Source organism: Bradyrhizobium brasilense (assembly GCF_029714345.1).
In the GTDB taxonomy this organism is placed as follows: domain Bacteria; phylum Pseudomonadota; class Alphaproteobacteria; order Rhizobiales; family Xanthobacteraceae; genus Bradyrhizobium; species Bradyrhizobium australafricanum.
This window is the reverse complement of record NZ_CP121669.1, coordinates 6,339,345-6,351,453: the sequence shown is the minus strand read 5'-3', so window position 1 is coordinate 6,351,453 and position 12,109 is coordinate 6,339,345. Positions and strand designations below refer to the sequence as shown.

Annotated in this window: 12 protein-coding genes; 2 read left to right on the top strand and 10 right to left on the bottom strand. The window is 65.7% G+C overall.

Going from position 1 to position 12,109, the window contains the following annotated elements; genetic code table 11:
• Positions 1 to 456 carry a MarR family winged helix-turn-helix transcriptional regulator gene (locus tag QA635_RS29705; RefSeq protein WP_225163277.1) on the top strand — a complete coding sequence of 152 codons (456 nt, stop codon included), beginning with the start codon at positions 1 to 3 and terminating at the stop codon, positions 454 to 456.
• A 144-nt stretch (positions 457 to 600) separates the two neighbouring features.
• On the opposite strand, the gene QA635_RS29700 is transcribed toward QA635_RS29705, so the two are convergent.
• The 4 genes from QA635_RS29700 to QA635_RS29685 all read right to left on the bottom strand — a co-directional run bounded on the left by QA635_RS29700 (position 601) and on the right by QA635_RS29685 (position 5,541).
• Entirely contained in the window at positions 601 to 1,533 is a 933-nt protein-coding gene (locus QA635_RS29700) for an IS110 family RNA-guided transposase (protein WP_283062735.1), read from the bottom strand.
• A 256-nt stretch (positions 1,534 to 1,789) separates the two neighbouring features.
• Positions 1,790 to 2,458 carry a hypothetical protein gene (locus QA635_RS29695; protein ID WP_283063053.1) on the bottom strand — a complete coding sequence of 223 codons (669 nt, stop codon included), beginning with the start codon at positions 2,456 to 2,458 and terminating at the stop codon, positions 1,790 to 1,792.
• Positions 2,459 to 2,560: 102 nt separating this feature from the next.
• Positions 2,561 to 3,961 carry a selenium-binding protein SBP56-related protein gene (locus tag QA635_RS29690; RefSeq protein WP_076827078.1) on the bottom strand — a complete coding sequence of 467 codons (1,401 nt, stop codon included), beginning with the start codon at positions 3,959 to 3,961 and terminating at the stop codon, positions 2,561 to 2,563.
• Between the two features lie 383 nt (positions 3,962 to 4,344).
• Entirely contained in the window at positions 4,345 to 5,541 is a 1,197-nt protein-coding gene (locus QA635_RS29685) for an amidohydrolase family protein (protein ID WP_283063052.1), read from the bottom strand.
• Between the two features lie 146 nt (positions 5,542 to 5,687).
• On the opposite strand from QA635_RS29685, the gene QA635_RS29680 reads away from it, so the two are divergent.
• Positions 5,688 to 6,461, top strand: a complete 774-nt coding sequence (locus QA635_RS29680; RefSeq protein WP_092082629.1) for a ferredoxin--NADP reductase — start codon at positions 5,688 to 5,690, stop codon at positions 6,459 to 6,461.
• A gap of 120 nt (positions 6,462 to 6,581) precedes the next feature.
• Here QA635_RS29680 and soxA read toward each other — a convergent pair whose 3' ends face one another.
• From soxA to QA635_RS29650, 6 genes are read right to left on the bottom strand one after another with little or no spacing between them, the layout of a single operon-like run.
• On the bottom strand, positions 6,582 to 7,355 hold the full coding sequence (soxA, locus tag QA635_RS29675; RefSeq protein ID WP_283063051.1) for a sulfur oxidation c-type cytochrome SoxA: 774 nt from the start codon (positions 7,353 to 7,355) through the stop codon (positions 6,582 to 6,584).
• Positions 7,352 to 7,672 carry a thiosulfate oxidation carrier complex protein SoxZ gene (soxZ, locus tag QA635_RS29670; RefSeq protein WP_038383936.1) on the bottom strand — a complete coding sequence of 107 codons (321 nt, stop codon included), beginning with the start codon at positions 7,670 to 7,672 and terminating at the stop codon, positions 7,352 to 7,354. Before soxZ ends, soxA begins: the two co-directional genes overlap by 4 nt.
• A complete protein-coding gene (locus QA635_RS29665; RefSeq protein WP_283063050.1) occupies positions 7,672 to 8,136 on the bottom strand; it encodes a SoxY-related AACIE arm protein in 465 nt (154 codons plus the stop codon). The genes soxZ and QA635_RS29665 overlap by 1 nt, the downstream gene beginning before the upstream one ends.
• A 13-nt stretch (positions 8,137 to 8,149) precedes the next feature.
• Entirely contained in the window at positions 8,150 to 8,578 is a 429-nt protein-coding gene (gene soxX / locus QA635_RS29660) for a sulfur oxidation c-type cytochrome SoxX (protein ID WP_283071889.1), read from the bottom strand.
• A gap of 13 nt (positions 8,579 to 8,591) precedes the next feature.
• Positions 8,592 to 9,863: an FAD-dependent oxidoreductase gene (locus tag QA635_RS29655; protein ID WP_283063048.1), complete on the bottom strand. Its 1,272-nt coding sequence runs from the start codon at positions 9,861 to 9,863 to the stop codon at positions 8,592 to 8,594.
• 57 nt (positions 9,864 to 9,920) lie between these two features.
• A complete protein-coding gene (locus QA635_RS29650; RefSeq protein ID WP_283063047.1) occupies positions 9,921 to 12,107 on the bottom strand; it encodes a xanthine dehydrogenase family protein molybdopterin-binding subunit in 2,187 nt (728 codons plus the stop codon).
• Positions 12,108 to 12,109 lie beyond the last annotated feature (2 nt).

The following is a 12,109-nucleotide window of genomic DNA, read 5'->3' as shown; positions in this document are numbered from 1 at the left end:
ATGGCAAGGAGTGCGGCACCGAAGCGAAACGGGAAGGCGACCAGGCCGGGATACGTGCTGGACGAGCAGATCGGCTTCATCCTGCGCCAAGTGTCGCAGCGCCACGCCGTGATCTTCGCCCGCGAGATCGGCATCAATCTGACGCCGACACAGTGGGCGGCGCTGTCGAAGCTGTCCGAGGTCGGCGCCTGCTCGCAGAACCAGCTCGGGCGGCTGACCTCGATGGACGTTGCGACCATCAAGGGCGTGATCGATCGCCTGACCGCGCGCGGCCTGACCGAGACCGCGCCCGATCCCGACGATGGCCGCCGCCTGCTGGTGAGTCTGACGCGCGCCGGCCAGCAGATGGCCGACAAGGCCGCACCCAATGCGCTGGTGATCTCCAGGGAAACGCTGGCGCCGCTGGACGCCAAGGAGCGCGAGACGCTGATCGCGCTGCTTGGCAAGCTCCGCTGACGCAAATCTAACACCGTCACCCTGAGGAGGTCGCGAAGCGACCGTCTCGAAGGGTCGACGGCCCGGCTTTCGCCGCGCAGACCTAGCCGGGCCGTTCACCCTTCGAGGCACGCTGCGCGTGCACCTCAGCGACTGTGTTCTTCGTCAAGCGGGTTGCCATGGTTTTTGGTCCCTGAGCATGGCGTTGAGGGTTGTGAGGACTTTGCGTGCAACGGCGATGAGGGCGACCATCTTGGGCTTTCCAGCGGTCACCAGGCGTCGGTAGAAGACCTTGAGCTGCGGATGGTATCGGCTGGCCGACAGGGCGGCCATGTAGAGCCCGGCGCGCAGCTTGGCCCTTCCACCGCCGATCATGCTCTTGCCCTTCCAGCGGCCCGACTGGCGGGTGAACGGGGCAAGACCGGCGAGGCTCGCAATCTGACGCCGATTGAGCGTGCCGAGCTCGGGCACCTCGGCGAGGAAGGTCCGTGCGAGGGTGTTGCTCACGCCAGGAAAGCTGACCAGCAACTCCTCCTTGGCGCGCCAGACTGGCGAGCCGCGCACCAGCGTGTCGATGTCGTTGTCGATCTCCGGCAGCTCCTTCTCGAGGACCTTGATATGGCGGGCAAGGCTCTTGCGGACGCGGACGTTCTCGGCCCGCTTCTCGCGCTGACGCTCGGCAACGATCATCTCGATGATCTGCCGTCGGCGGCTGACCAGTTCGGCCAGCAGCCGGGCTTCCTGATCCGGCATCGCACGCGGCTCCGGCTGCACCGCCTCGACAAACCGCGCGATGACCGCCGCATCGATCGGGTCCGTCTTGGCGCGCTGGCCAACCGCCTGCGCGAAGTGCCGGATCTGGGCCGGGTTGACCACCACCAGCGGCAGCCGGGCGCCGGCCAGCGCCGCAGCAACGATCGTCTCGAAGCCGCCGGTTGCCTCCACCGCAATCAGCGCCGGCGAGATCGCCTGCAAGCGCGCAACGAGCTCTTCCAGGCCTTTGCCGTCACGCGCCACGGCAAAGGCTTCTCCGCTCGGACGGACATGCACGTCCAGTCGGTCCTTCGACACATCAATGCCAACGTAGATCGCGTCCATCTGCACCCATCCTTGCGCAACCGGGCTCGCCAGGCGGCCCTCGCGACTGTTCGGGTTCAATGGAACAACGGACGGGGCGCCGCGCTGAGGTCCGGGCTTCAAAGCCCTGGGATGAAGCGGTCTCCCGTCCGTTACCGCACCGGACACTCTATCCGATCCAGTGCCTCCTGACTTACAAGGATGACGGGTCATCTATCGTGCCTCACGTGTCACGACCTCCACAACCTTGCCGATTGGGCAGCGTGCTGCGTCCGCACTACGATTCCAGGCCAAGCGCCAGCGCGACGGCGCCGACCAGCACCAGGCTGAGCGCCCAAACCGTGTCCAGGTTGAACCAGCTCCGGGATACGAATTTGAGGCCGAGGTAGCGGTAGACCAGCCACGCCAGGCATCCGCCAGCGGCGATCATCGCGCCGGCATGGACGATCGAGACCAGCACGGCCATTGTGAAGCTGGTGTCGATCAGGCTGTTGGCGGCCGCATGGCCTTGGTCGGCTTCAGCCTCGCGGCACAACCCCAGATAGATCGGCACCAGCATCAGCGCCGCGCCGTGGGCGATCGCCACCGTGAATGACCACAAAGCGAGTTGCGTCGGCGGTATCCGCGCCAGGGCGCGCGGATGGCGCCGGTCGATCAGCCGATAGACACCAAACAGGATGACGAGCAGGCTGGCGCCGATCCGGATCGTGCGCTGCCATTCGACGAGGGTGATCAGGAGCGCGAACGGAAGGATCACCAGCAGCATCGCCAGCAAATGACCGATCGCAAGCGGGCCAAGCGCGGTCAGCAGCGCGCGCGAACTCCTCTGCATCAATCCCGCGGAAACCGCGAGCGGCCAGCCCATGCTTGGGTTGATCCCGTGGTAGAGGCCGCTCGCGATGACCGCCAGCCACAGCCAGGCCGGAGTCCAGTCGGCCGGGCTCACGTCAGGGCCTTTTCCGTTCCGATCGAATCGGAACGGGCTCTGGATTCATATTTTGACGCGTTTTCTTCACGCGAACCGGTACCCACTTCGCTCGAAAGCGCTCTAGACCGACGGATAGCAGAACGAGTCGGTGGAGCAGTCACCGCCGTCGAGCCGGATCTGGTGCGCCCGGTAGCCGTCGGGGAAGCTGACCCAGTAGTCCTTCGCCAGTTCGAGGCCTCCGCCCGGGCTTGCATTCGCCATCACCTCGGCGCCAGGAATGCCTTGCGGATAGAACTGGTCGTCCCAGGTCGAGTAGAGCGAATTGGTCCAGTACACCCGCTTGCCGTCGCGGCTGATCTCGACCATCTGCGGCCCGCCGGCAAAAGCCTGTCCGTTCGGGTGAGGCGCGCGATGAACGATGCCGCCGATGCGGACCGACCCGGCGAGCTTCGGCTTGCGCGGATCGCTGACGTCGTATTGGCGCATCTCGCCGGTGCCCCAGCAGGCGACGTAGAGAAACTTGTCATCCATCGACAGGTCGATATCGGTCACCAGCGGAGGTACGGCGCCGAAACCCTGCAGCAGCGGCGGCAGCTGGTCCTTCGATGCGGGCTCGGGCGGGATCGTCACCGTCTTCTCGATGTGAAACTTGCCGCCCTCGCGCCACCAGGTCCAGATCGAACCCTCGAGGTTCGTGGTATCGACCACGACGCCAACGAAGCCGTGTTCGCGAACCGGATCGTGCGCCGGACGCACCTCCAGCGCCATCTGATGATTGGCGCCGAGGTCGATGGTCTGGACATTGCGTCGGGCGCGCAGGTCCCAGAAATGCAGCCGATGGCCGTATTTGTTCGACAGCAGGTCTTCCGGCACGATGCCGTTCTCGAACTGTGGCGGCAAGGCCCACTCACTGCTCACCATGTAGTCGCGCGGCAGATTCCACCAGAAGTCATAATGCTTGGTCTGCGGCCCACGATCGATCTCCCACCGGCCGAGCACCTCGAATGTCTCGCAGTCCATGATGAAGATGCCGGGCGGGCCGTCGGTGCCGTCCTTGCCGCTCCCGCCGAGCGTGCTGACATAGATGCCTTCCGGCCCGCAGTGGATGGTGTGCGGTCGCGAGTAGCCGGTTTTCTTGAAGATCTCCTCGGGCTCGATGATCTTGTGGATCTTCGCTTGCGTCGGGTCCGGCTTGGTGTCGACGATATAGATCCGGGACGATCGCATGCCGGGGATGATGAGATAGCGACGCTCGAGGAAGGCGTGTCCGGCCAGCGGGGACAGCGCCGATGAGCAGGCGTTCCAGCCGAAATGGTGGAACTCGTCGCCCTTGTTGGGCATCGTCACCGTATGGACGATCTTGCTGTAGGTCGGAGAGCCGGGCTTGACGTCGATCACCGCGAGCGCGTCCGGCTTTGAAAAATCCGGACTGAGCAGCACGGTGTAGGCAAAGCTCTCGGCCGGCGCTTCCATCGCGAGCTTCGGCGACGCGTGGAACGTAGGATCTGGCCTCATCGTCATCGGCTGCCTCCTGATTGCCTGGTGTACATCAACACGGCATGGCGGCACGCAGCAGCAAGAACTATCCGGATCGAAAATGCCTCTTGCGAGTGCCGCCGGCTAAGGTTCGCTTGCGGTCAGGATACACCGCAATGGTGACCGGTGAAAACAAGGTTCGGTTACGCAGGCGGCGCGGCAAAGCCGCGCGCCGCCGGGCGCGCGATCTGGCAGCCCGCTCAATGGGTTGAGCAAGCGATCCAGCACGATCACCCTGAGAGCAAGTAAATGTATGACTGACGAGTGGCACCAAATGCTCGGTGTCGTCCCGGCCTGCGCCGGGGCGACACCGGATATGTTGCACCGCTGTTGACCCCGTCACCGCCGCGCAACGGCTTTGGTGCACGTCACTTCGCCACCACCTCCGGCACCTTGCCCGCGGGCGGCGTGTTGCGGCTGCGCTGGGTGCGGACGATGCCATCGATGATGGTCATGCCGATGCCCGGGAGATCGCCGAGCTGAACGCTCTCCAGGATGTTCCTGCCCGGCGAATGCTGTGCCTTGTCCATCAGCACGAAATCGGCCGAGCGGCCGACCTCGATCAGGCCGCAATCGAGCTCGCGCATCCGCGCGGTGTTGCCGGTCGCCAGGCAGAACGCCAGCTCGGCCGGGAGCTCGCCGAGCGAGGACAAGAGCGAGACCATCCGCAAGATGCCGAGCGGCTGCACGCCGGAGCCGGCGGGCGCGTCGGTGCCGAGGATGACGCGGTGCAGATCGCCCATCTCGCGCGCGGTGCGCAGCGTGAACAGCGCCGAGCGCTCATTGCCGTTATGCACCAGCTCGAGCCCGCGCTTGCAGCCCTCGCAGATGCAGCGGATCTGGTCGTCGGGCAGGGCGGTGTGGCCGCCATTGATGTGGCCGACCACGTCGGTGTCGGCCTCCAGCACCACGTCCTTGTCGATCAGGCCGGAGCCCGGGATCGACGGGCCGCCGGTGTGGATCGTGCTCTGAATGCCGTATTTGCGCGCCCAGCCGACCATCTTGCGCGCGGTCGGTCCATCCTTGACGCCGCCGAGCCCGACCTCGCCGAGCAGCTTGACGCCGGCGGCGGCCATCTCCTTGAAGTCGTCCTCCACCATCTCGCATTCGATCACGGGCGCGCCGGCATGCACCTTCACGCCGCCCGGTCGCAGCGTCCAGAACGCGCGCTGTGCGAAGATCGCCATCGCCTTCAGCCCGACGACGTCGCGCGGACGCCCGGGCATGTGCACCTCGCCGGCGGAGATCATGGTGGTGACGCCGCCATGCAGATAGCTGTCGATCCAGTTGATCTGGTTCTGCCGTGGCGTCCAGTCGCCGGCGACGGGGTGGACGTGGCTGTCGATCAGCCCGGGCGCGACCGTCGTGCCATTGGCATCGACGATGGTGGTGGCGCCTTCGGTGTCGACCTCCTTGAGGCGGCCGATCGCGGTGATCTTGCCGTTCTCGGCGACGATGGTATCGGCATCCAGGATCGGCTTTTCCAGGGCCCCCGACAGCAACAGCCCGATATTGCGGATCACCAGCTTGCTCGGACCGGTCGCCTGGGGTGCATCGTGCGCCATGGTTTTTCCTTTAGGTTCAACGCCTTCGCCGGCCATTGTGCCCGTGGCTTGACGGCCGGATCAAGCTGGATTATTCATTTGTATACGAACGATCGTGTACAAATGATTTTGCCGCCAATCCGGCCCGCGCGTCAAGGAAACTGACGATGAGCAATTTCAACCAGGAAAGCGTCCTCAGCGTTCACCACTGGACCGACACGCTGTTCTCCTTCAAAACCACGCGCAATCCGTCGTTCCGCTTCCGCAACGGCGAGTTCACCATGATCGGGCTCAAGATCGGCGAGAAGCCGCTGCTGCGAGCCTACAGCGTCGCCAGCGCGAATTACGAGGACACGCTGGAGTTCTTCTCGATCAAGGTTCCGGACGGCCCGCTGACCTCGCGCCTCCAGCACCTCAAGGAAGGCGACGAGATCATCGTCAGCCGCAAGGCCACCGGCACGCTGGTCATCGACAACCTCGAGGACGGCCGCAACCTCTATCTGGTCGGCACCGGCACCGGCCTCGCGCCGTTCCTCAGCGTGATCAAGGATCCCGAGACCTATGACCGGTTCGAGAAGGTCGTGCTGCTGCACGGTTGCCGCCGCGTCAAGGAACTCGCCTATGGCGAGATGATCACCGAGAAGCTGCCGCAGGACGAACTGATCGGCGAATTGGTGCGCGACCAGCTGATCTACTACCCGACCGTGACGCGCGATCCGTTCCGCAACCGCGGCCGCATCACCGACCTCATCACCTCGGGCAAGCTGTTCACCGACATCGGCCTGCCGGCGCTCGATGCCGCCCATGACCGCGTCATGATCTGCGGCTCGCCGGCGCTGGTCGCCGACACCCGCACGCTGCTGAACGGCCGCGGCTTCGTCGAAGGCAATCACGGCGAGCCCGCGCAGTTCGTGGTGGAAAAGGCGTTCGCCGAGCGCTGAAGCCCGCACATTTCGCCGTCATTGCGAGCGAAGCGAAGCAATCCATTGCTACCCAGCGCGCGGAGGGATGGATTGCTTCGTCGCTCCGCTCCTCGCAATGACGCGGATGGAGCTGTGTAGTCAAGGCCTGACCGCCGGCGTCTCGACCGGCATGCCACGCGCCCGCGTCATCAGATAGAGCTCGAGCTCGACCAGCTCCGGCGAGCCATAGTCATAGGCCTGCGCGCGGATGCCGGTGATGCAGGCGCGCAGCCGCCGCTGCAACGATCCGAGCGCCTGCCATTCCAGCCGGTATAGCGGATAGCCGGTCGGCTGCCCTTGCGTGATCGTGCTGCCCGCGAGCTTCTTGTCCCAGTTATCATCGTGGCAGTTGGTGCAACCGAGATTGAGCTGACCCTGCCGCTGCATGAACAGCGCGTGGCCCTGTTCGACGAACGGCGCGAGCTCCGGATCGTCGCCGGCCGTAATCGGCATGCCGCGCGATTGCCGTGCGACATAGGCGGTCAGCGCCAGCAGCTCACGGCTTTCATAGGCGAAGGGCGAGGCCTGCTGGTGGTTGGTCCGGCAGAGGTTGATCCGTCCCTCGAGGTCGACCGGCTTGCCTAGCGTCTTGTCGAAGGCCGGATAGTGCGCCGCGACGCCCTTCATGCTGACGCGCGCGTCGTTGTGGCAGTCGGCGCAGGCCTTGTTGGCGGTGCCGGCCTTGCGCGTCCACAAGGCCTCGCCGTCGAGCACGGACAGCATGCCGGGATTGGCGGTGTCCTCGTCCTGCATCGCCTTGGTGTCCGGACTCATGAAACTATAGCCGGAGCGGCGTTCGCCTTGCGGGATCTCGTCGGCGAGCGCGGCGCCCGCCATCGCCGTCAGCAGCGCGATGCAGACCGCAATCCTCATTCGACCGTGATCGAAGCCTGCGCGGTCTCCGAAAATCCCTTGTCGCCGATCCACTCGAACTCGAACTTGCCGCTCTCGGTCACAGTCGTGAAGAAGGTGATGAACGGATTGGCCGCGATCGCAGGATAAAGATCGGCGCGGAACACCTCCTCGCCGTTGAAGCGGCAAGTGAAGCTCGTGATGATGTCGCGCGGCACCACGCTGCCCGAGGCGGTGTGGCGGTAGCCGGTCTCCATGATGTGCGACATCAGCGTCTTGATCTCGATGACGCTGCCGCGCTTGGCCTTGGCCGGGACATTGATCAGGGCCGACGGCATCAGATCGCCTCCTCGGTGCAGGCAGCGAGCGTCACCACGACGTCGGCGGTTGCAGACCAGAACGTGTCGTCGGACAGCCGCGCGATGGCGGTGACCTTCTGGCTGTCGGCGAGGCGGATGCGGGTCGACACCTGGGCGCGTCCGGCGCGCGGCCCGAGATAGAAATTGCCGATGTTCGGCTGCGGATTCTTCTCGTTGAAGATGTGGATGCTCTTCACATACTCGACCGCCGTCATCGGGCTGGTGACGCTGACCGTCATCGGCACCGTGTTGCCATTCTCGACCAGCGGCGGAATGTCGAGCTTGACCTTGCCCGTGTGCACATCGGCCTCGCCGATGACCTTGCGGATCGCGGCCGACAGCATTGCCGGCGTCGCGTCCACGGGGCGCACGATCACCAGCGCGGCGGCGCCGCCAGTCAGGCTCAGAAACGTCCGGCGTGTGGTGTGGTCCGAATTCGCCATCGATTGATTGGTCCTAGTTCCGCAGTGTCGTCAAGTAAGCCACGAGATCCTCGATCTGCTCCGCCGACAGGATCGGCTTGCCGCGCCACGAGGTGCCGACCCGCACGAGCCCTTCGACGCGATAGTAGGACGGCATGATCGTCGCCGCATTGAGATGCGACGCATCGACCAGGCGGAGCCGCAACTGTCCTTCCGACCAGCGGCTGCCGCTTCCGGCAAGGTTCGGCGCGAGGTCGCCCTGGAACGCCTGCTCGGGAAATGGGCCGCTGTGGCAGAGGATGCAAGTGGAGGAACGCTCGACGATCAGCGCGCGGCCGCGCGCGACATCGCCCCTGGTTCCCGTCAGCGAGGCCGGAATCGCATCGCCCACGACGGTGTAGGATCGCAGCTCCTCGGCGCCGACGGGCCGGCAGGCCGCGAGCAGTCCCGCGGCGAGAAGCATTGTGAGGGCGAGCCTAGCCAAAGGCATCTCCCGTGATCCTCTTGAACCAGTCGAGCGCCTGATTTGCCTCGCGCTGGCGCACCTCGTGCGGCGCATCGACCGGGCTCGTGGTGATCTCCGCCTCGGCGTACTGATCTTCCTTCGGCTGATAGATGCCCTTCAGCGAGAAGGCGTAGCCCGGCGCGACCGTGTTGTAGCAGGCACCATCCAGCCGCGGCGTCTCCGGCGCCTTGCCGGCAAGCGCGCTCACGATCGCGGCCGCGCAGGCGCGGCCTTGCGCTGTCGCCGCGGAGGCGGATTTCGGAATGCCGCCGGCGATCGCGGCATCACCGATGACGTGGATGTTGGGAACGAGCTTTGAAGCAAAGCTGACGGGATCGATCGGGCACCAGCCTGTGTGGTCCGCGGCGCCCGCGATCGCGGCAATGCGGCCGGCCCTTTGCGGCGGGATCACATTGGCGACCGCGGCGGTATAGTTGCCGAAGTCGGTGACGATCTCATTCGTCGCCGGATCGACCGACGTCACCCGTCCGCCCTGCGACAGCGCGATCCGTTCGATCATGCCGGGATAGAGCTCCGTCCAGGCCTTCTCGAACAGCTTCTGCTGCGAGTAATTGTCCTTGGCGTCGAGCACCAGGATCTTCGACTTCGGCTTGTTCGTCTTCAGATAATGCGCGATCAGGCTGGCGCGCTCGTAAGGGGCGGGCGGACAGCGCAGCGGCGCAGCCGGCACCGCGATCACGACGAGGCCGCCATCGTCCATGGCTTCAAGCTGCTTGCGCAGCAGCATGGTTTGCTCGCCGGCCTTCCAGGCGTGCGGCATCTTCTCGGCCGCTGCCTCGTCATAGCCGGAGAGGGCGTCGAAGCGCATGTCGATGCCGGGGGCCAGCACCAGCCGGTCATAGGACAGCGTTGTCCCATCAGCGAGCGCGATGCTGCGCGCCTGCGCGTCGACCTTCGTCGCCGCCTGTGCGGCAATCGTGATGCCGTCGGCCGCAACCTTGTCGTAGCTGAATTGCTGTGCGGCAAGCTCGCGCAGACCTGCGATCACCTCGTTGCTGAACGGGCAGGCGGTGAAAGTCCTGTTCGGCTCGATCAGCGTGACCTGAAGCTTGGTGTCGAGCCGCCGCAGCGCCCGCGCGCAGGCCGCGCCGCCGAAGCCGCCGCCGATCACCGCGATGCGCGGCGCTGCCTGCGCCAGCGCCGGACGCGCCAGGGCGGCCGCTGCGACGGCAGCGGCGCCACGGATCACATCCCTGCGCGTCTGATGACGCGTGACCGCCATGCATGAGAATCCGAAAAAGGGAGGCGGCGGCCGGTCGGGCCGCCGCTTCCGGTTTGATCAGGCGAAGCTGATGTTCTGGTTGCGCAGCGGGAAGCTGCGGATGCGCTTTCCCGTCGCGGCGAAATAGGCGTTCAGCACCGCCGGCGCCGCAACGCCGATGGTCGGCTCGCCGACGCCGCCCCAGAATCCCCCGCTCGGCACCATCACCGACTCCACCTTCGGCATCTCGTTGATGCGCATGGAGTTGTAGGTGTCGAAATTGGTCTGCTCGATGCGGCCGTCCTTCACGGTGCAGCCGCCGTAGAACAGCGCGCTGAGGCCGTAGACGAAGGAGCCCGCGATCTGCCGTTCGACCTGCGCCGGGTTGACGACATAGCCGGGATCGGTGGAGGCGACGATGCGATGCACCTTGATCTTGCTGCCGTCGGTCACCGAGATCTCGGCGGCACCGGCAACATAGCTGCCATAGCCCATCACCTGCGCGATGCCGCGATAGACGCCCTGCGGCGCCGGCGTGCCCCAGCCGATCTTCTCGGCCACGGCGTTGAGCACGGCGAGATGCTTGGGGTGCTTGCCCATCAGCTTGCGGCGAAATTCGAGCGGGTCCTGGCCGACCGCCAGCGCCAGCTCGTCCATGAAGCATTCCATGTAGATCGCGTTGTGATTGACGTTGACGCCGCGCCAGAAGCCCGGTGGAACGTGCGGGTTGCGCATCGAATGCTCGACCAGCAGGTTCGGCACCGAATAGCCGATCGCGGCCTCGCCGGCTTGCGCGACGCCCTGGAATGCGGCGGGATCCATGCCGTTCTGCAATGCTTCCGGGCGCACCGAGAACAGGATGGATTGACCCGACAGCCGGTAATGCAGCGCGACCAGTTTGTTGTCGGCATCGAACGCGCCGGTCAGCTTGCACTGCGTGATCGGGTGATACTTGCCGTGCTGCATGTCCTCTTCGCGCGACCACAACAGCTTGATCGGCGTGCCCGGCATCTGCTTGGCGATCGCCACCGCCTGCCGCACATAGTCGGTCATGCCGCGCCGGCCGAAGCCGCCGCCGAGCATCAGCTTGTGCACGTCGACCTTCTCCGCCGGCAGGCCGGAGGCCTCGAGCGCCGCGGCGAAGGCCGCCTCGCCATTCTGCGTGCCGCACCACACCTCGCATTTGTCAGGCGTGTAGAGCACGGTGGCGTTCATCGGCTCCATCGTGGCGTGGTTCTGGTAGGGATAGCTGTAGACCGCCTCGACCTTCTTGGCAGCGCTGGCGATCGCCGCCTTGGCGTCGCCATTCTGGTTGCCGACATAGGCCGGCTGCGCATTGTCGAGACCTTCGGCGAGCCATGTCGCGATCGTCTCGCTGGAGACCTTGGCGTTGGGGCCTTCGTCCCAGACAATCGGCAACGCATCCAGCGCGGTCTTGGCGTGCCACCAGGTGTCGGCGACGACGGCAACGGCGCTGTCGCCGACCTGCACCACCTTCTTGACGCCCCTCATGCCAGCGACCTTGGCCTCGTCAAAGCTCTTCACCTTGCCGCCGAACACCGGGCAATCCTTGATCGCGGCGTTCAGCATGCCCGGCAGCTTGACGTCGATGCCGTAGACCATCTTGCCGGTGGTCTTGTCTGATGTGTCGAGCCGCTTCAGGCCCTTGCCGGCGATGGTCCAGTCCTTCGGGTCCTTCAGCTTGACGTCGGCCGGCGGCTCGAGCTTGGCCGCGGCTTCCGCGACCTTGCCGTAGGTCGTCGTCTTGCCCGAGGGCGTGTGGGTGATGACTCCGTTAGAGACCTTGCACTCCGAGGCCGGCACCTTCCACTCGTTGGCTGCGGCCTGGATCAGCATCACGCGCGCGGTGGCGCCGCCCTTGCGGACATAGTCCTGCGAGGTGCGGATGCCGCGGCTGCCACCGGTCGAGAAGTCGCCCCAGGCGCGCTTGCGGGCGACGCTCTGGCCGGGCGTCGGATATTCTGTCGTGACCTTCGACCAGTCGCATTCCAGTTCTTCGGCGACGAGCTGGGCGAGGCCGGTGAGCGTGCCCTGGCCCATCTCGGAGCGGGCGATGCGGATCACCACGGTGTCGTCGGGCCGGATCACGACCCAGGCATTGACCTCGGGCGCGCCGTCGGCTGCGCGCACCACGGCAGGGCCGCCGAACGGCAGGTCAAGGCCGAGCGCGAGGCCGGCGCCGGCGGTTGCGGTGCCGATCACGAAGGCGCGGCGATTGAGCTTTGGCATGACGTGCTGGTTCATCG